Consider the following 21303-nt stretch of genomic DNA (forward strand, 5'->3'; position numbering starts at 1 on the left):
TTTGTGGGGAGTATTCGAAATGCTGTTAGGGTTAAAAAAATTATTGCCACTATCTGTTGTTTTACCTCTTAGTCTTTGCGGATGCAAACTAATTGAAAGTAATGCTTATCAAGAAAAAATATCATCGCCACAAATTAAAAACGTCATCTTATTAATTGGTGACGGCATGGGTCCACAGCAAGTGGGTTTGTTGGAAGAGTATGCGACACGAGCGCCGCAGTCTGTTTATCAAGGTGAAAGTAGTGCGATAGCGAAACTTGCCAATCAGGGGGTAACGGGGTTATCTCTGCATGGGCCTGCTGATAAATTGGTTGTCGACTCTGCGTGCTCTGCAACCCAATTAGCGACAGGTGTTGCTTCAGGTAGTGAGATGATAGGGTTAAATCGTGCGGGACACAAAGTGCCGACGATTTTGCAAAAAGCAAAAGCATTTGGTAAATCAACGGGGCTAGTTTCTGATACCAGACTGACGCATGCAACGCCAGCGGCCTTTGCGTCACACCAAATTCATCGCTCTATGGAAAATGCAATCGCAGAGCAGATGGTACTTAGTGACTCTGTTGACGTTATGTTGTCTGGCGGATTACGTCATTTCATACCCAAAGCTTATGTTTTATCAGCTCAACAAACTGTTTTGGAGACCAAACTTGCAAACAGTGGTTTATCATTAAAATCAAAACGACAAGATAGCAACAATATTTTGCAACAAGCTGAAAATCAGGGTTATGAATTAGTCTTTACTAAAAGCCAACTGCTAGAGGCGCAAAGAGGACGTATATTAGGTTTGTTTGCTAACAGTGCGATGGTGGATGGTATTGAAGCGTCTAATAAACGTTATTTAGGCCAACCAAGTCTACGAGATATGACCGAAGTTGCCATCAAAAAGTTATCAAAAAATCCAAAAGGGTTCTTCTTGATGGTAGAAGGCGGTCAAATTGACTGGGCTGGTCACAACAACGATGCAGGTACTTTGTTACACGAGATGTTGAAGTTCGATAGTGCGGTTGAATCAGTTTTACAATGGGCAAATGGCAGAGACGATACTGTCGTGATTGTAACCGCTGACCATGAAACGGGTGGGTTTGGCTTTAGTTATAGTGGTATGAATTTACCGCAAGCTGTGCAGCTCGATAATTTAAATAGAGATGTATATAAACCTAATTATAATTTTGGTGAGCTTGCGATATTAGATAAACTTTATTTGCAAAAGCGAAGCTATGCTGAGATGTGGAAAGCTGCTAAGGGAGGCAAAGCGCATCCTGAGGCAGAACAGTTAGTAGAAATAGTTAATCAAAACAGTGAATTCAAAATAGATAACACAGATGCGAACGCTATTTTAGCAGAGCAGAAAAATGCCTTTTTTAAACGGGGACATAAAAGTTTAGGCCTCAAAACAGCTGGTAAGATAAATGATTTTGCCCCATTTTATGTTTATCTTAATGAAAGACCATTAAATTTAATTGGTAGGGCGCTTGCTGCGAAACAAAATATCGTATGGTCGACTGGCACGCACACGCACACTCCGGTAGGTGTTTTTGCTTTAGGTCCCTCATATGCTATTGAACAGTTCAATGGATTACATACTCATGTTGAGCTTGGCAAGATAATGCAACGAGTTCTGTTTGGGTATTAGACCATGTCAGCTTTTTTTAGGGTATTGAGTTAAGTCAAAGGGAGATTAATGCGCCCCAATAAATATTGGTGCAGTGAAATTTAGCTGGATGTATCGATTCATTTGATTCGCAGGGAGTTGGCAGGTTTCATCTTTTTTTAATCGCGTAGGGGAGCCTTTTGCAAAAATCTATTTTTCATTTATAGGACAAAATTTAACTTTTGACGTTAGAATACACATAGACGAGTCGAGCAAATTAAAAAGGAAGTAAATTGAGTATTCATGAACACGATGAATTGTGGTCAAAGACATTTGATGGTGAAGATTTTTCCACAGATGAATTCATATCTAAAGAGTTTGAAAATTGTACTTTTATAGGCTGCAACTTCTCAGAAACCAGTTTTCGCAGTTGTAAATTTGTTGATTGTGAGTTTATTAAGTGCAATTTAAGCCTTGCAAAAATGCACTATAGTCAGTTTTCAGATGTGGTCTTTCGTGATTCCAAAGCAATTGGTATTGATTGGACCAAAGCCGCTTGGCCTAGGCTAATGCTTAGCGCGCCAATCAAGTTTTACGATTGCATACTCAATGACAGTTCTTTTTATGGTTTACAGTTGCAAGGTGTCGTAATAGAACGCTGTGTCGCGCGTGGTGTAGACTTCAGAGATGGCGACTTTGCAAGCGCAAGCTTCAAAGACAGCGAGTTCGCTGGATCAATGTTTTCTAGCACTAACCTCTCAGCCACAGACTTTTCAAATGCGACAGGCTTTGATATCGATATATTTAGCAACACAATCAACAAAGCTAAATTTGACCGTTTTGAAGCAACGAGACTGCTTAATTGCTTAGAGGTTGAATTGGTATAATTTGCCCTGGTAAAAGGCCAAACAAATGGCCTTATCCATATTAACTTGATGGGTCACTCTATTTGGATTATACGCATAAAGTAACTTTGCTTATATCGATAGTGCCCCATCGTACGTGAGCTGTGATTATTAAAAAGCACAGTCATTATCTAGCAGCACTGAGGTACTCTGCTTCTTTGACACCCTCTTGAATCGGTAAACGAAGACTCTCTAAAAACTTAATGAGCTGCTGTTGTTCTTCTTTACGCAATTTATTGAAGTTGTCGTAAACGGACTTAGCATCACTGCCATTCACACCATGCAATTGGATGGCCTCTGTAAGTGTACGAGCTCTGCCATCATGCATATATGGTGCTGTGTCTGCCACTCCCCACAAAGGTCTTGTTACGTATACGCCAGGTTTTGCTTCATATCCCTCTGTATCAGTTGGTTGAGGGTAATCATCTGATAACCGCTTACCCATATAGTGTAGTTTTAAGTCACTATACAGAGGTACAGATGTCGGTTGACCAGGAGTATAATCTAATCTTGGCCACACGTAATCAGGTAGCATTCCTCTTTTAAATTTACTCAGATTTAAGTCAATTTGAAAGTTGCTCTTAGCAAGGAATTTCACATTCGCATCATGCAGCTCAGGCAAAACAGCTTGGTATAGTTGCTCAGCGGTCACTCGGCCTGTCGAGCGCCGTAAAGCGATTAACTTATTGCTATTAAAGGCGCGTTTGACTTGCATGGTCGCTTCTTTTGCAGAATCTGTTAGTCCGTCAATAGGGTTGCTAAGCTGTGCAACTTCACGTGGGCACGGTTCGCTATTAGGCACTTCAGGCGGAGTCATAATTGTTAAGGTTGGATTGTCCATCTTTAAGGTAGAGGCGTGACAATTGATACAGCCAACTTGCTCAAAATGCTTCCTGCCCAGTTCAATATCTGGCGCATTGTTGAAATCGATAACTTGATTCGGTGGTCTGAACATAGTCACATAGGCTGTTAAGGCTGAAACATTGCCCACAGAGATCTCATTTATCAAGCCATCGAGATCGCAATCTTTATTTCCTACTTTTTCTACCGCCTGTACACTGAAGTGGAAATCTAACGCATCTCGCGCAAAATGCCTTACTGTTGAAGCTATCCCGCCCCATTGGAATGGTCTAACAACCAAGTCATCTTGCACCCCGACGATGTGCTCTTTAACCGGGTGACAGTCTTCGAAATTGTCACTTGTACAGGAGACTGAGTAACGGCCAAATTCTATTCCTTTGGATTTGAGGGAAATACTATGTTCTTTGTTGTGATGTAATAAGGCCGCGATATTTGCCGCTTCGACTTGTGCTTTTAATTCAGTCGTCATCTCAGTCGCTAGGCGTTGCGTATAGCCTGTACCAAATACATGAGGTGGGTTTCGTACAAATTTTGTCATTACCGCTTTCGTACTTGGGTTTTTGATCAACAATTGTTCGAGTGCTTCTGGGAACTGGTCATTGATAAAAGCATTACTGGCAAGCCCCGCGGAACCACCTTGTGCAGCTGGTTTTCTGACTTGCGCCACTGTTTTCGCGCCTGGAGGGCTGTATTGGCCTATGGTATTGTGGCACTCAAAACAACTTTGAGAGTCCAAACCGTTAACGCGTAAAAAAGGCCAAGCTGCTGGGTCTTTGATAGTCCCACCGCGACTATTCCAAATAGCTCTTTGCTTTGAACGTGGTCCTTTTGGTCCTTCACCATGACCATTTATCGGGTCAAAAGGGACGTTAAATTGGTTTTGTCCAGCCTCGAGTAGTTGAGCGAGACTATACTTCCCAGCGAGTAGATCATCTTGTTCAATGTTGGGTAGACGCTGGGGTGTTTCTTCTCCTCCTTTAGGGAAAGGCACGTATAAATCTGTTGATATTTCTCGTATACCTGATTTTGTAAATTTAAAGCCCTTTGGATCTTCAGCTTTTTCATCTTGTGTATAAACATTGCAGCCAACAATCGTAAAAGCTAAAGCGGTAGATGCCAGCCCGATCTTAAGTTTGCCGTTTGATATGCTTGGACGGTTTTTCATGATAATCCCTTGCTCATTGTGACGTAAATTGCATGTTCAAAAAAGAACACTCAGAGAATAATAAGATAGGAACAACTTTTTGTTATTACACTTTGTTACATCAGGTCTGTGTTTCGGCGTAATATTGTGTAATGTCTTTTTCCCTCATTGGTACTAGCTTTTCGTTGGGGCGAGTAATTCACTAAGTATCATCAAATTTATCTTTCGATAGCTTGGGTCTGGCTGTTGATTTGAATATTGATATAGGTTCGTTTACCGCTTTTTAATTACACCTTATGTACCGTCAAAGCCTCCTTAAATCATGCGTTTATAGAGAGTATATATTTAAAAAATATATGCAATTTCAGAATTATAAACCGGTTGAGAGAGGCTAAACTCATAAAGGAATTATCATGATTAATCTTCAAAACCCTTCGCCATATTTGAAGGCGAAAAATCTGAACAAGCCAAAAAAAGTAGCAAGTGATGAGGACTGGACTCTACCAGCGTTGCAGGCTCACTTACAGTGGGCTGTAGATGTAGAGTTGTATACTATTCCATTTTACATGTCGGCAATGTATTCAATAAAAGATCAATCTACAGAAGCTGGTCGATTGATCAAGTCCGTAGTAAATCAAGAGATGCTGCATATGCAAAGCGCGGCAAATATTGCCAATGCGTATGGTACCAAACTGAAGATACAGGCACCTTTGTATGGTGCTGAGATCCCTCACTTAGATTTTGACTTAGATGAGCCAAATCCAAAAAATATCTATCATCCTTACTCGACAGCAATTGGTGCATTTGACATTCAACGGCTTAATACCATGTGTATCATTGAGTATCCAGATTGGTCTGGCTCAAACAGCCTACAAGCTACGGATGAATATGGCTCTATCGGTGAGTTATATGATGCTATCGCACATGGCTGTGAGTTGTTGAAAGAATGTATTATAGGAAATCATAAGCAAGTTAATCACTTTGAACGATTTTACCCAGATACTCAGTTAACAATCACTGACTCCAAAGAGAAGGGGTTACCCCAAGTAAATAATTTAATTAATTTGATTGTCGACCAAGGCGAGGGGATTAAAAAAGACGAACAGTATATACCGCCGGAATACCAAAACCGTGTTGATGACATTCAGCCGACGTGGGATCACTACGAAAAATTCACCTATTTACTAAAGCAACCTTTACCAGACACTTATCCAATTCAGGCGTACGGGGAAAGACAGAGAAAACTTCAACAAATTCAGTTATCACATTTTAATGAATTTTTAGAAATCATGAACCAAACATTTACCACGGGTAAAACCCCTGATGATTTTCCTACAGTCATGTATAAAAATGGTGCTGCGATAGCGGCATGTTGGCAAAATGGTGTTCTTCCTATGTTTGCTCTGTCAGATGGTGACAAGGAGCAAACTCATGTCTAAGGCAATTTTTAGAGTACACCCAGCAATTGGGATCGCACGTGTTGGTAATAGCGAGGAGTTTTATCTAGCTCCAGAGAGCATTGCCGCTTTGAAGCAACCTAACAAGCCAGATGATAAAACCACTGGTGGTCTACCACTTGACCCCGAATCTGGAGAGGTTATTAAAAGCTCTCAACTCAGGGACAAACATGGCGCGTTTAAACGCCAAGCTGCACGCTTTCGGATATTTGCATACAGTGATATCGATAAGCCAAGTTATCCAGAAAAAGCAGAAAACCAAGAAGTTACAATAGGCTCAGTCATACAAGGAAAAACTGTCACTGACATTAAATGGTGTGTTCATTTAGCCAATAAAAAAGCAGCTTGGTTTGTGAATGATGACGACCACGGCGTCGTTGCATATGAAAATAGCAACTTTCCAGTGTTAAGAAACTTGGCAGAAGGCTTAGACCCATACAATGAAAGTAGATTGCGGCGTCTAGTCATTGATGCAGGTCCCAGAGTGCTTGATAACGAATGTAGAACGGCAGAGTTCGACAGCAAAAGCCAAAAGCAAGCTGCTTACCTACAAGCTGGTGACAAAGTAAGCGTTGAAGATTATCCGGTTTCATTTCCTTTTATGCACTTTGATTATTTAGATGTACCTGAGAAAGGGGAAAAACTATCGGATTGCAAAGGTGCGCGTCTGCAAAAAAATACTACTGCGACAGGGATAACCAGCCTTGGGGGCATGCATACGGATGAAAATGGTCGTCTTATAGTGGCTGGAGGTTATGGAAAGGCGGTAGGTTGGCGTTTAGATAACATAGATAAACCCGTTCCTATAGATGGGCCTGTTAACAATGACCAATGGTTTGATGATACTTCGGATGGCCCTGTTACAGCGGTGGTTGAATTTGAAGATGGCTCAACGGAAGAAGTCTTTGGCGGTTGGGTGGTTGTCACAGACCCAAGTTATGCGCCACAAACTTTGAATGTTGTTTCTTTATTTGATGAAGCTTATGACACCTTTGTAAGGAAACTGAATTTGCAGCCTGAAGTCTTCAGTGGCGGTAAGTTTAATCCTGACTACAAACCTGCGTTTGATGATCATATAAAGCCAATTTTTAAGGCCACTGGACAACAACTTTGGAATGCATACTTACCGGAGATAGCAGTTCAGGCACATAAGTCAGTAGATTCAATTAAAGCGAGCGATGATCCCGATACGACAATCTTGGCGGGACTCGCATATATTCGGCAGCCAAACCCTGGTACAGAAGCGACTTGGCGATCTCAGTCAATCGATGAAGGCGCACCATTGATGCCTTTATCACTTGGTGACTCAAGTGCAGCTGGAGGTAAACCATTTTTAACTCCGACCATCACGCAATATCAGTTTTTACATAGTTGGTCTAATCACCAATATGTCGATACTGCGAAGCAAAAGTTGGGAGAAGGTGAGTATTTAGATAGAGCGACATTACAAAACTGTCTCGGAGGGAGATTCAGTCCTGGGATCGATATGACTTGGATTATCCGAGAGACGGCGATGTATCAAGATTGGCAATCGGGGGCCGGTCCTTTTAGGATAAAACATAAGCCACTTAACTATGCAAACATTGATAATACGCACACCGCGTTTTTGGGGTTAGGTTGGGTGCCACGTCATGAAGCGGTTGAGCATTTAGGGTTAGAACCAGGCGACGCCACTAAATTCATGGCTTTACCTTGGCATGCTGATTATAACTCTTGTGCAATTCATCAAACATCTCCCAATGAGCTTAAATCAGAGACCTTGTACTGGTCTTGGCCTGCACAGCGCCCTGTTACCGTGTATGTCGCTCAGGATTATGATACTGAAACCCAAACGCTGCCACCTCAGCGTTATTCTGTAAGAGGCACAGGTACATATCCGCTAGAAAATACGCCAAGTGATAAGCATGATTTGGCGAACGCAGGACGTTTTTGGGAATACAGAGACATGTTGACTAAATGGGATGACATCGGCGTTGTCGTCCAAGCGACCATTATTGATGATAATCGCTCTTACGAACCCGATGTGTATTTGGAAGTTGAAAGCCGTTTAACAGGCGATGAACCTATGCTGGCCCCACCCAAACCTTGGCCTTTATTGGCTGGTAGCGGTAGCGCAACACGCAAAAAATAAGGAGTTGTTATGCGCGATTTTTGTTACGACGTCGTCATAATTGGAGGAGGTCCTGCTGGCATGGCAGCGGGGATCGCGCTAAAAAACTTAGGTCTTGAAAAGGTACTAGCCGTAGAGGCGGGTACCTATTCAAAGCCTAAAGTAGGCGAGAGCATACCACCAGATACAATTAAGCTCTTCCAGCGTTTAGGTATTGCCCATGATTTTATTCTTCAGAACCACGAGCACTGCTTGGGTAGCTATTCTTGTTGGGGAGACTCAAGTCTGGGCTTTAACGATAATGTATTTAACCCACATGGTCATGGTTGGCATTTAGATCGTTGTCGATTTGATTCGTTTATGGCATTACAGTTTCAAAAATCAGGTGGCGAGCTTATAGAAAATAATCGATTTGATGATGTTGCTGTCAATCAAGGGGCTTTATACCCAATACAACTTAGTTTTGTAACTGGCCAAGACATCCGTAGTCGTTTTGTGGTTGATGCAACAGGTCAGTCAGCGAAGTTGGCTCGTAAATTTGGTGCCCAGGTTAACACGCACGACTCCATGATGAGTATCGCAGCCTACTTTAACTGTGAAGATACAAAGCTTGGAGAAAATAAACTGACTTTATTAGAAGCTGTTGAATATGGCTGGTGGTATTGTGCAGCACTGCCAAACAACCAGCTTATTGTTAGCCTTACCAGCGATGCTAATCTGCTCAAAGCGTTTAGGGCAAAAGATCCTGCTAGCTGGTTTTCACTGCTTGAACAGACTCAATACGTCAAATCACGCACTTATGGCCTCCGTGCGCCAAAGCGCTTAAACAGTTGGAAAACACCCTCAAGTATATTAAATCCGCCGGCAGGAAGTGGTTGGTGTGCAGTGGGGGACGCTGCTTCATGTTATGATCCGATTAGCTCACAAGGTATTTATAAAGCGCTATCAAATGGCTTGCAAGCTGCACCCGCCATTATACAATGGCTTGAGGGCGATCCAGGTTTGTTAATTGATTATCGAAAAAGCGTTGCGAGTGATTTCATAAATTACTTAGAGCAACGGGCCTATTTTTACCAGCAAGAGCAACGTTGGAATGAAGCAGAGTTTTGGACTAATCGACGAGCAAGTTAATGTCAGTTCTATCTTTATGCACACAATATGGTCATAATTTACTGCGGTAATAAAAAGTACCGCAGTATTTTGAAATATGTCGATATGACTATCGCAGTTTAAACTGGCCAACAGAACTTGATAAAGCTTGTGCTTGCTCAGCGAGTTTATTCGCCTCAACCGATGCTAATTGAGTATCATCAAAAGTGGATTTACTGCTTTCTTCTATTTTTACAACTTCTAGTGCCATTTCTCTGGAAACCACAGATTGTTCCTCTGTTGCTGTCGCGATAGACTGGACCATGTCAGCAATGCTGGTTGCACTGTCTACAATTGCATATAGGGAGTTGCCAGCTTGCTGTGCTGAGTGCACACACCCTGATACCTTGTCCACACTGTTTTGCATTGCATTCACCGCTTGAGTTGTCTGCTGTTGAATAGTCTGGACTGTTTCAACAATTTGATTGGTCGCTTGTGAGGTCCGCTCTGCCAGTGTGCGTACTTCATCAGCGACGACCGAGAATCCCCGACCTTGCTCGCCAGCACGTGCAGCTTCGATAGCAGCATTAAGCGCGAGTAGATTTGTTTGTTCAGCAATGCTGCTGATCACACCCATCACTTCTTCTATTTGTGCACCTAGTTCCCCTAAATTGATGACTTGTTCAGACGTTTTTTGTACAGCTTGTGAAGCATCGTCAATTTCAGAGATGGTTTGGTCCACCACTTTTCCGCCTTGCAATGCTAGCTCTTTCGCTTGGCTGGCTTGTGTATTTGCATCTTGGCTTTGTCTTGCGACATCTGCGATACTGGTGCTCATTTCCTCTATTGCCGTGGCAATCAAGGTAGACTGCTCTGAGCTTGCCTGACTGCGCGTAGAAATACTGTCATTTGATCTCGCAATCTCTTTCGACGCAATATTTACTAGACCTGCTAACTGTCCTATTTGAGTGATTAAGCTGTTTAATGAACTTGTCATATCATTAGAGGCATGAGCTAAATCGTCAATTTCATCCCTTCCTTTAGGCTCAAGTTTAGTTGTAGAAATATTCCCATTTGCGGTCTGCTTGGATACAGTCAACAGCGTGTTGAGTCTGTTACTAATGGAATGACTTAATTTGTAAGCAATTAACATACTTAGAAGGGCTGCGATACATGTTGCGATCACAATGGTGCTGCCCATCAATGACATGCCTGCTGATAAGGTTATCAAAGCCTGAATACTATCATTTTTTTCTTCTTCACTTGAACGATTTAAAATGGTTTTAAGCTCTTTAAACTGGACTTGTCGAAGCTGCCTAACGACTTGTTTCGCCTGGACTGAAACACTGGGGTCGTATTGAGCAAAGACAGATTGGGCGTGCTGATAAATTGCTTCAAACAACTTTTCCACTTGTGCTAAATCATCGATTTCTTGTCTTTTATTTTCAAGGGGTTTTAATGCAGTTAAGTGCTTTTTAAACTGAATCGACGCTTGTTCAAATGAACCCTTTTCATCGACCTCTCCCGTAATGTACTCAGTCAATGATGCGATCATCATTGCCTGAGCACTGTATAGCTCAAAGTAAAGTTTTACACCTGGCAAGTCATCAGCAAGAGTTTCTTGGAGGTCAGCGGATCTCATTGCATCTTCGAACTCTTGTTGTTTCAGTCGTTTGAGTAGTTTTGATATTTGCGCAACTTGTTGGTTTTCTAGTTTATCGACTGCAGAAAATGCAGACTTCTGCATTGAAGGGTTATATATATTGAAGATATGAGTATGTGCTTGACTTTTAATTTCTCGGGACAAATCTGAAACTTTTTGTATTTTTTCTCTGTCGGAGATTGTTGCTGATTCTAGAGGTTTAAGATCAGAAAGTACTAAATTGAATCTTTTATGTGCTTGGTAAAATGCATGCTTACTTTCTTCCTCTCCTGCAAGATAACTCAATAAATGTGTCTCGATTTCAGCAAGCGTTGCATTCAATTGCATATAGTAAATAACGCCGGGCACGTCATCTGTTTTTATTTCGTTTTGAGTATCAGTGAGAGATTGAGACTTAGCCCAAATAATCACACTGCTGATGAACATTAAGCTTACTACAGAAGCAAATGATAAGTATAGTTTTTGGTAGATCTTCAAATTGGAACAGTCTAATTGGTGATTTTAGCGCAATTATATTCTGGTTTTTTATATTATTCAGTCATATAAGTGATTATATAAATTATTTCATCATGTACTGATGTAGAAGTTTCTAGAATATTCAATTTGAAGTTGGAACGATTGACTCCTGTCGTCATAACCGACGGCATAATTTATATGTATTTAGCGTATTTCCTTTGTCCTTTTCTGGTTAATAAATCGATATGTTGTATTACGTTGATTGGGATTAATAAATTCATTTAAGGTTAATTTAATGTTGGTTTTAGATTAAAAATTGATCTATCTTAGAGCTGCATATATTAAAAAAGGAAAATTGTTATGATGCGTATTTTAAAATTATCTTGTGTTTCGAGTGCTTTATTACTGTCTTGTTTTGCTAATGCGCAAAATGTCAGTGCAACGATACAATTTGCACAGCAGCTTCACAGCATTGATGGGGATATACATATTGAACTTGAATTGACAAATCATGAAAGTAAGTCTGTCGATTTATTAAAGTGGGCAACTGCTGATGAGGGAATTTCAGGAGATTTATTTTCTGTTAAGAGAGATGGAAAAGAGGTGCCTTACTTAGGCGCGCTTTATAAACGTAGAGCACCAACTGAACAGGATTACTTAGAGATTTTACCTGGTGAGAGTGTGCGCTATAAAATCGAGTTGTCAGCACTATATGACTTTTCTGCACCTGGGCAATACGAAATAAGCTACAATGCTGAATCTATACATTTGTATCGAAATAAAGACATACAGGCTTTTACAAGCAAATCGTTGCCTCGTAAAGTCAGCGCACTTAAATCGAATGTTGCTGTGACTTGGTTAGACGGTGAAGTGCAGGTATTTGATAATGATGACTTGCAAACCGACTTAATTTTCGCAACCACCAGTTACACGTCTTGTAGTAACAGTCAAAAATCCACTATTAATTCAGCTTGGAGCAGTGCAAAAACGATGTCTGCTAATGCGACCAGCTATTTGACTGGCAGAAGCACAAGCCAATTAGAAAACTCAGCTCGTTATACCACTTGGTTTGGAGACCCAACTGTGAGAGTTGGTTTTTTGTGGTTAACTAAAGCACATGAGCGAGTTGAGGACAACTTTACCGAGACTACAGATGCAATTAAAAATAAACCATTATCATTTGATTGTAGTTGCACCAGTTCTGGTACGTATGCCTACGTTTACCCTTCACAGCCTTATAAAATCTATTTTTGTGGTGCGTTTTGGGGAGCTCCACGTACCGGTACAGACTCTCAAGCAGGTACCATTATTCATGAAGTCAGTCATTTCAATGCGGTCGCCGGCACTGATGACCATGCCTATGGACACAGTGGTGCAAAGCAGTTAGCATCGTCAGATGTTAAAAAAGCAATCGAAAATGCAGACAGTTACGAATATTTTGCTGAAAATACACCTTATCAAAATTAATCGTAATTAGTATCAACGGAGTAGGGTGCGCACCGTCGTGCCCTAGAATATATGAAAAAACAATGGATGTGCTTGATAGCGTCACTCTTTATAACAGGGTGCAAGGATAATACCTTTAATATTGGTATAGATAGCAATTTTGAGTGCGACATTGCTCAGGCAAACGCCACCTTTCCAAATATGGGTTACCCTGTAGAGTTTAGATTTACCAATATGTCTGATAGCTCGGTGCGGGTGTTAACATGGCATACACCATTTGAGGGATGGTGGAGTAAATTTCTACTCGTTGAACAAAATGGAAAGAAACTCGATTACTTAGGGCCGATGGCTAAACGTTCAGCTGCGGATGAAGATGACTACATAACGTTTTTACCCAATGAAACAAAAGTAGCTTTAATAGATTTAGCACAAGCTTATCAGTTTGATGTTGAAGCACCGCTTACAATCACCTACCAAAATAATTTAGTTCATCCAGAAAAATTGGAGGCGTACTGCTCGGTAAGTCTTTTACCAATACGGCCATAGATTCGAACGTTTAACATATGTCTTTGGATGGGATTGTGGAGTCGATAAATATATTACAATAACAGTGATTTTCACTCTAAGCGTATTTAAATTGAGCGATCGAAACCATAGCGAGCTTGTTTTGATATCCATTTTCAGTGTTTATAGCATACAATGGCACGGTTTATTTTTATCAAGCGCTTATTATGTCATTGAAAGTTACCAATCCAAATCACGAGTTTAAAAATACAAAAAAAACCATTTTCGGCCTGATGATGTGTGGTTTGTTTCTGCTATTAAATGGATGTAGTAGTACTGTAGATTTATTTCATGTATACGCTAATTTACATAATACTGGCCAATCAATAGAGCGATCGGGAAACCCTGTCAGTAATGAGCGTCGCCTCCAAAATGCGATTAAGATATGTACTAAAGAGGAAGACAAAGATTGTTTATCTGTAGCACATCAATATTATGGCCATCTATATCGTTCAAAAAGAGTCATCGCAGAGCAAGATTATTACTTGAAAAATGGCTTTATCGAGCCAAACGTTACTTATGAAAATAAATACCATTATTCAGCCAAACATTTTAAAAAAGCGATCAGCTATCTGGATAGCACGAATGACCAAGAGGCCATTTCACTTCTTTATATACAATTATCTTTAAGCTATTACTTAATTGCAGATCCAATTAAAGAATGTGATGCATTAGACAAAAGCTTAGCTTTCCATTTAGAAGCTTATCCAAATGATGATATCTCTGTTGAAAAAGTCCCTTTGAGTTTTGAGCGCTTGAGTGATTATATAGAATACCAAAAGCAAAGAGCTGGATGTGACAAATTAACCATAAAAAGTTAGGTACTGTATAGCCTGTGGTATGTAAGGCACTTGATAGGTCTTATTATTGCTCGGTCAACAGAGTCTTTATTGAAGGAAAGTATAGTGATTTTATTATGTTACATACATTAGACACCCTAAATACCAAACTTAGGCGTGCAACTTATATGAATTATAGTAACGCCAATATTACCAACTGATATCAGAGAAGTAATGAGTATAAAAACAATTTTATCAATAGCTGCTACGGCTACAATATTGAGCGGTTGCGAAGCAACATATGATCAGGCTAAAGCTGATAAGGATATTTTCAACGCGGCTCGTTTGTTAAAAAAAGGCGTTACCCCAGGCCGAATTGATTATAATCTTAATCGGGTCATTGAGTATTGTAATCAGATCCAAAATAACGAGTGTTTGGTTACAGCCCATAAATACTATGGGCACTTTTATGTATCGCCGTTGCTTAAAAAGCATAAAAAATTTTTTAGCCTTTGGGGCTTTCATGATCCTGGTGCGACTTATGAAAATAGATATCAACATGCAATTGAGCACATTTTAAAAGCGTTAACGTACAACGGAACAGAGGCCAATTATGACTTACAGACTCAGTTGTATATGAGTCTATCGACAGCATATTACGCTTTGGGTGAAAAAGATAAAGAGTGTGAAGCGCTAGCAAATGCATTACTTGCAAGAGCCAAGTCATACCCGCAAGGGGATGAGCCTGTTGAGCATTTACCTTTTAATGCAAATCGAGTTAGTGATTTTATCAAGCATGAACAGAAGCGTGTTGGATGTGACTAAATACTGCCTAAAACAGGGTTAGCTCTAATTTAACATAATTTTCAAACGTACAATAAAAAGGCCAACATAAGTTGGCCTTTTAAAACTAAATCTTCACGCTATTAGAAAGAGTAGCGGATACCAATTTTAGCTTGCCATGCAGAAGCACCTTTGGTGATCTGAGAGTAGTTACGAACGTCTGAGCCTTGGTAACGAGGGTCAATAACTAGCTGACCGTCTTCTAGACCACCAAAATCATATAGTTTTTGGTCGCTGTAGCCAAGTCTCTTCTCAACACCCCAATCGCTGTTAAGTAGGTTCGCGAAGTTTTCAATCATGAAGTAAACTTCACCTTTGTGCTCTTTATAGAAACCAGGCACTTCTTGAGTAAAGCTTACGTCCATTGTTGTAACCCAAGGCTGAGTACCTGTATTACGGTCAAGTAATTGGCCACGCTCTGAAATACCGGCTCTGTTAAGAAGTGCTTCTAACTCATCCCATGACAATTTAGATTTTTCCCAGTTAACGTTTGCATCATCAGGACCTGTTGGGATATATGCAAGGTATGCTGAAGTTCTGTCTAGACCACGTGTATCACCAAAATCGCCATCATTGTATGAGCCCATAGTGTAGCTAAATGGACGACCAGAGCGACGTTCAAAGAACATGTTGAACTTCGATGCATAACCTTCAAAGAACTCAGTTTCATAACGTAAGTTTAGTTTTAAGCTATGTTCAACTTCGTAGTGACCACGGCCAACTAAGTCTACGTTACGGCTGTGAGTTGTAGCGTGCTTATAGTTGCCTTCGGCTTGTGAAGCACTACCTGGCGCAATGTCTTCAACATCTTGGTGTGTATAACTTGCTGAAACGTAAAGTCCGTTATCAAATTGCTTGGCAATTGCTGTTGAGAAGATGATTGAACGTGCATCAAGATCTGAATTCGTCATCATGATGTCGTGATTGTCTTTACGTACAGGGTCATTTGCGTAAATGCTTTGATAGATGACACGGCCCGTGTCAGAACGAACAACTTCACCGTTCTCCATCACTGCCTCAATCGCAGTATTGTGCCAAACGGCTTCGTCTTGCTTATTTTGGTATGCAATTTCAGCAGACCATTTGAAGCCATCACCTAATAGTTCTGAATCGAATTCATATTCGAAACCAATCTGAGCACGGATGCTTGAAGGTAGTTTAAAGTCTGGATCTGTATAAGCTGTGTTACCTGCACCTTCAGTAAGCGTCGATTGAATTCCTTCAGGTACACGTGTGATGTCAACTTGCTCTACATTAGCAAAGTAGGCATTGATGTCATCTTGATTTGCAACAACCTGGGTGATGCCATCTTTTTGGAATGGGTTGTTAAACCAAACGTTCGGGATACCACCTTGGAAACGACCAATGCCACCATTAATTGTTAATGCATCCGTTGCGTAGAACTTAAAGCCAATACGCGGAAGAATGATGTCTGCGCCATCGAGGTTTTCTTGGTTTGTGTGTCCGTATGTTTTCAGGAAATTCTCGTTAAGGTTCGGCTTATCATTTGATGATAGACGCTCGTAACGAACACCTGCTGTGATTTCTAGATCATCTGTCAAATAGAACTTGTCTTCTATATAAAGTGCTAGTTGCTCACGTGTTGCATCATACGCTAAATCATTTACATTATTTGAATTTGCATTCATGTATGAGAACTGATAGTCATCCCATCTGTTTTGATAAAGCTTTTTGTTTTCAAAATCATCTAAGCTGCCGAACTTCCAAGTACCCATTGAGTTTTGACCAAATAGGTTATAAAGACGTTTGCTTTCCAGTTGAGCACCAAAGTTGATCTCGTGATCGCCCATTAAGTAAGTTGCATCGAATGTGAAAGCGTACGTTTCAGTCTCAGATACGTTGATGTGACGAATATCGTCACGACCAAACTGGATAGACTCACCTCGGTCACTATTGTTTAGGTAAACTTGGATCTGACCTAAATCTGAATTTGTAAGGCTGTTGTTTGAAACATCTTTATATGCAAGGCCAATTTCTGTTGAGAAATCATCAGACCAATCTGAATATAGTTTAGTAGCGAAGTTATTGAACTTAGTTACATATTGGTAGCGGCTTGAAGCCATAGTAATGGTGTTACCACCCGTTGCATACCCTTTATCGCTCTCTTCGTCTTGCCACTGGTAAGTAAAGTCTGCGCGGTGCAGGTCGCTGATGTTCCAGCTAAGTTTAACAAGTAGGCTGTCACTGGTATTCTCAGGATCACCACCAAGCTCGTCTTGTAGGCCGTAAGTCTCGTTTAAGATACTATTGAATCTGTTGTAATCCTGCTCAGAGATATCAAATTCATGTGAAGTACCTGAACCATCAAAGCCATAGTCCATTTCTCTCTCTTGTTTCCAAGAGTTGTAGTTCACGAAGAAAAATAGCTCGTCTTTGATGATTGCACCGCCAGTGCTAAAGCCCATTCTTGCTTCAGTTTCAATTGGATCTGTGCTTGAAACTTCAAATGTTTTGTGACCATCTTCGTCTAGCTTGTTAGAGCCAGCGTAGTGAATGATCTCACCGTTTTCGTCTTTAACGTGATCTTTGTATTTAGCTTCAGAGATGTTATCTACTTTACCTGCAAGGCTAGGCGTGCTTGTTTCGTAAAAACCTGAGAAAGTGAACTCATTTGAGCCAGACTTTGTTACTGCATTGATGGTACCACCACCAAAGTTACCTTTTTTAGCTGAAAAAGGAGAGCTGTCAACAGAGATCTGTTCGATTGCATCAAGTGCAACTGGTGGTTGAGCTGTTGGGTAACCGCCAAAATTCAAACCAAAGTCATCGTTTTGACCAATACCATCAACCGTTAAAGCATTGGTTCTTGGGTTGTTACCTGCAATAGTTAACTCGCCGTTACCATTAATGCTTGCAAGTGGGTTCAGGCGTGCAACGTCTTTAATATCATTGTTGAAACTAGGTACGTTGTTAATGGTGTCTTCACCAAAAACGCTGCTTGAGCCGCCAGCTTGTTGAACTAACGTATAACCGCTTACTTGAATTTTTTCGATTGTTTGTAATGGTTCTAACTGTCTTGTAAGACGGTGTGTATCACCTAGCTTAAGTTCGATACCGTTAAGCTCTGCATCTGAATATGTATCAGAATCAATCACTACTCGGTAAGGACCACCAACTCGAAGGCCTTTTGCGATGAACGCACCTGAGTCATTGGTTGTAAAAGTGTTAATTGTGCCTGTTGGCTCGTGAATAACCGTAACTTTAACGTTAGCGGCAGCGTCACCATTTGGTGTTGTAATTTTACCACGCATTGCTGATGACGTGTCAGATGCGAATGCACTTGCTGACACACCTATAGCGAGTGCTAGAGCGCCGGCCACTTTCGATAAGCGAACGTTTTTCATTGTGTTGTTTCCCGTGTGTTTAGGTTGTTTCAATTTAAATTTAATTAAGCCAGCTATGTGATTTGTACATCTCATAGCGGGTCAAAAACTGCTTTATCCTATCTACGTTTTCAGGCCAAAAAAAAGCGAGCTTCCAAAAGGAGGCTAACTTGAAGTTGGTCGCGTATGAATTTCAATAGATAGGAATGACTGCTTTTAGTTTTTTTTGTACCAAAGAGTATATTGACCAGGATGAACTAGGTTTAGAGAAGATAGGGGATCCATCACCAAGCGTTTGACACGCGGGTTCACGAAATTTGCAATTTTAATTTTTAACAACATTACGTACTGACTTACCACTTTCTAGTCTTTCCGATCATCTTTACAGGCTGACACACTGTTATGTAATAAATAAATTGAATTTACCGGACATTCATCCTGTGTATTCAATTAAGTGTGCTTTAAAGTTCGCTCCCCTCGTTCAAGTCAGTAGTTTGAAAGTTACAGTCAAACGTCCTAAGAACATCATAGAGTAGAACTAATCACCCTTTGGTTTTGTGCAATTATGGGCGCGCATTATAACTCAAGCTTGATTAAGTTATCAAAGTAATTATCATCAAAAAGAATAAAAAATACACATATTTTGCGTATATATTTTAGTTGTTAAGCAATTTTTTTATGGGGTACTGTTTTTATTTACAGTGCTTTGGGCGCTATATAATCTAGACGTTACATAAGTAATAAGTTTGTCTTATATATATGTAAGGTATGGTAATTATGTTTATTTTCAATGTCGATTTTAGTTTTTTTATGAACTAATGCTATTAAAAGCAGCACTGCATGAGCGGTCTTTGAGATGAAAATAAGTTATTTCTATTATTGTGAATATTAAAGGTTTTATTGTTAAATTTATTGTCCTTTTTTGTGTGGTTTTTACTGTAAGGTTAAAATCATCAAATTAACTGTCTTTATGTTGGTTGGTTTTGAACAAGCGGGAGGATATCCCGCTTGTTTATTTAGGTGCTATTTATAAGCGTAATTTAAAGTAACACCACTGTAGTTTCTGTATCCGAATAAACTAATATGCCAGGTACCAGAACTTGGGTTAGTGAAAGTACATTGCTCTTCATTGCCATCTTTCCAAGGTCGGCAGGTATAGTTGTTTGAATCAGGTTGCGCGTTGTATCTAACGTAGAGATCCGCATCACCTGTACCACCTGTGATATTCAAACTCATTTCTTTTACTCCTTGAGGTATATCCCAAGTGTAATGAGTCCAGCCATTTTGTGTTCCTTGCAAATTAGGTAATGACCCATTTACTGGTTTAACATCTCCCGGGTTTCCGGGATCGCCACCACCTTGACAACCATTGGCTGATAAGTAGTCAGATGCGCTTCTTGCTTGTGCAATACCGTGACCATAATAAATGTCATACCCTGCTGCACCCTTGTCTTTGGCTGTTGCATTTATCGCGGCACGTATTTCTTGGTTTGTACATTGCGTATGATGACTCCAAACTAATGCTGCAACACCGGCAACATGAGGTGATGCCATAGAAGTACCGCTTAAACTTCTATAAGTGTTGGTTGGATAGGTAGAGTTAACGTTTGAACCAGGTCCTGATATTTCAATTTGATCATTGTACTGTGAGAATGAAGAGCGTGATTCATTGGATGTCACAGAAGCAACTGAGATCACAGAATTATACGACGCAGGGTATGACTTTGTTCCGTTGCCGTCGTTACCCGCTGCTGCAACTAACATCATACCGCCATTAACAAAGTTCTGCATTGCAGTATTCTCTGTATTTGAGTAATTCCCACCTCCCAAACTCATATTCACGACGTCTGAACCTGCGTCTTTACATTGTTGAATCGCGTTAATTAGATTTGACGCGTAAGTCCACTGACCGTTGTCATCAAAAATCTTTACAATATGCAGATCTACACCAGGGTAAACACCTACGACACCTTGATTATTGTTCTCAGCTGCAATGGTACCTGCCACATGTGTACCGTGGCCATTTCCATCATTATTCCATCTGCCCACTGCATTATTATTAGCAACGCCTGTTACATTACCATAAGGTAAATCTGGATGGCCTAAGTTATAACCCGTGTCTATAACACATACTTTTCTTGCTGAGGTGTTAGTTTGTGAAAGTTGATTCCCTTGTACCATGTTTATGCCATATGGTGTGCTTTGTGCGTAAGGTACAATAGAATCTTGAGAGGCTGTTTTTGACAGGTAACGTTTTGGGTCAATTTCGATTGATTCCACAGAGGACATTTTGCGCAATGTTCTAAGACTAAAATCATCTAGCTCAGCGACCATGGCTTGCTCATCGTTGAGCGCAAACAATGGTTCAGCACCCGCCGTAAACAAATAATTTAGTGCAATAAAATCGTTAAATGCTCTTTGTTCACCGAACTTTTGTTTTTTAAACTTAACAATATAACGGTTACTTTGTACGGCTTTGGTTTGTAACTTCTGATCTGACTCGTACCCTTCAAGTACCGGTTCACTCGCAAATGTAGGCAAGCTTACTGCGGTTACCATTAGCGTCGTGATTGCTGAAAGTTTAAATCGCTTGATACTCATGTTTTGCTCCTTCGTTGTTTAAGTTTCTTGTTAGCTGATCCACAGCATCACTTATTCAGCCGTTTGCACTAAATTTTTAATTTATGTGCGACAGGGTGTGTCTGTAATATGTGATATACATATCAGTAACAATTTGTGTTCTTTTAAATAACATAATACTTGGAACGGTCTAATGGCAATGTTCTTTATGTATTAAAGTGATATAGCGCTGTCTTGTTCGGTTGATTTTTGACCAGAAATTGTTGTTATATATGAATATATACTTCAACTTGAAAAATATTAATACAGGGGTTTTTGCTAGATTTGTGGGTACATGAATTGCTGTTGGGTGCAAAATATGCAGCGTGTTTGTTTATCCTCGAAAACATTGTTTCAGTCAATTTGCTGAAGATTTCAAACGTTGTGACTATTATTCTATGACATTTTAATACAAGCATATTTAGCCAGTTG

Annotated in this window: 13 protein-coding genes; 9 read left to right on the forward strand and 4 right to left on the reverse strand. The window is 40.3% G+C overall.

All coding sequences use genetic code 11. From position 1 onward, the window contains the following. Positions 1–19: 19 nt before the first annotated feature. Both S4054249_RS22630 and S4054249_RS22635 read left to right on the forward strand, forming a co-directional pair. The gene (locus S4054249_RS22630; protein ID WP_080928432.1) at positions 20–1633 is read left to right on the forward strand and encodes an alkaline phosphatase; all 1614 of its coding nucleotides are present in this window, start codon (positions 20–22) and stop codon (positions 1631–1633) included. 251 nt (positions 1634–1884) lie between these two features. Further along, positions 1885–2478, forward strand: a complete 594-nt coding sequence (locus S4054249_RS22635) for a pentapeptide repeat-containing protein (RefSeq protein WP_052961093.1) — start codon at positions 1885–1887, stop codon at positions 2476–2478. Between the two features lie 145 nt (positions 2479–2623). Here S4054249_RS22635 and S4054249_RS22640 read toward each other — a convergent pair whose 3' ends face one another. Continuing rightward, positions 2624–4522 carry a di-heme oxidoredictase family protein gene (locus tag S4054249_RS22640; protein ID WP_046357614.1) on the reverse strand — a complete coding sequence of 633 codons (1899 nt, stop codon included), beginning with the start codon at positions 4520–4522 and terminating at the stop codon, positions 2624–2626. A gap of 392 nt (positions 4523–4914) precedes the next feature. Here S4054249_RS22640 and S4054249_RS22645 point away from each other — a divergent pair, with 392 nt between their 5' ends. Genes S4054249_RS22645 through S4054249_RS22655 form a run of 3 tightly spaced genes read left to right on the forward strand, consistent with a single transcriptional unit; the run spans position 4915 to position 9199 of the window. Next, positions 4915–5940, forward strand: coding sequence for a ferritin-like domain-containing protein (locus S4054249_RS22645; protein WP_052961092.1), 1026 nt, complete (start codon positions 4915–4917; stop codon positions 5938–5940). Further along, the gene (locus tag S4054249_RS22650) at positions 5933–8089 is read left to right on the forward strand and encodes a LodA/GoxA family CTQ-dependent oxidase (RefSeq protein WP_046357613.1); all 2157 of its coding nucleotides are present in this window, start codon (positions 5933–5935) and stop codon (positions 8087–8089) included. The genes S4054249_RS22645 and S4054249_RS22650 overlap by 8 nt, the downstream gene beginning before the upstream one ends. A 9-nt stretch (positions 8090–8098) precedes the next feature. Next, positions 8099–9199 (forward strand): NAD(P)/FAD-dependent oxidoreductase, encoded by a 1101-nt coding sequence (locus S4054249_RS22655; protein ID WP_063881478.1) that lies wholly within the window; start codon positions 8099–8101, stop codon positions 9197–9199. Between the two features lie 88 nt (positions 9200–9287). On the opposite strand, the gene S4054249_RS22660 is transcribed toward S4054249_RS22655, so the two are convergent. Next, positions 9288–11246, reverse strand: a complete 1959-nt coding sequence (locus S4054249_RS22660; protein WP_052961081.1) for a methyl-accepting chemotaxis protein — start codon at positions 11244–11246, stop codon at positions 9288–9290. Between the two features lie 390 nt (positions 11247–11636). On the opposite strand from S4054249_RS22660, the gene S4054249_RS22665 reads away from it, so the two are divergent. From S4054249_RS22665 to S4054249_RS22680, 4 genes are all read left to right on the forward strand, one after another. Next, a complete protein-coding gene (locus S4054249_RS22665; RefSeq protein WP_046357495.1) occupies positions 11637–12743 on the forward strand; it encodes a M35 family metallo-endopeptidase in 1107 nt (368 codons plus the stop codon). A 51-nt stretch (positions 12744–12794) separates the two neighbouring features. Continuing rightward, positions 12795–13268 (forward strand): hypothetical protein, encoded by a 474-nt coding sequence (locus S4054249_RS22670; RefSeq protein WP_046357496.1) that lies wholly within the window; start codon positions 12795–12797, stop codon positions 13266–13268. Between the two features lie 185 nt (positions 13269–13453). After that, positions 13454–14107, forward strand: a complete 654-nt coding sequence (locus S4054249_RS22675) for a hypothetical protein (RefSeq protein ID WP_046357497.1) — start codon at positions 13454–13456, stop codon at positions 14105–14107. A gap of 192 nt (positions 14108–14299) precedes the next feature. Beyond that, complete coding sequence (locus S4054249_RS22680) at positions 14300–14890, forward strand: hypothetical protein (protein WP_046357498.1); 591 nt, start codon at positions 14300–14302, stop codon at positions 14888–14890. A 101-nt stretch (positions 14891–14991) separates the two neighbouring features. On the opposite strand, the gene S4054249_RS22685 is transcribed toward S4054249_RS22680, so the two are convergent. Both S4054249_RS22685 and S4054249_RS22690 read right to left on the reverse strand, forming a co-directional pair. Further along, positions 14992–18273 (reverse strand): TonB-dependent receptor, encoded by a 3282-nt coding sequence (locus S4054249_RS22685; protein ID WP_046357530.1) that lies wholly within the window; start codon positions 18271–18273, stop codon positions 14992–14994. A gap of 1002 nt (positions 18274–19275) precedes the next feature. Beyond that, entirely contained in the window at positions 19276–20853 is a 1578-nt protein-coding gene (locus tag S4054249_RS22690; protein WP_046357499.1) for a S8 family serine peptidase, read from the reverse strand. Positions 20854–21303 lie beyond the last annotated feature (450 nt).

This window comes from Pseudoalteromonas luteoviolacea, assembly GCF_001750165.1.
Taxonomy (GTDB): Bacteria; Pseudomonadota; Gammaproteobacteria; order Enterobacterales; family Alteromonadaceae; genus Pseudoalteromonas; species Pseudoalteromonas luteoviolacea_G.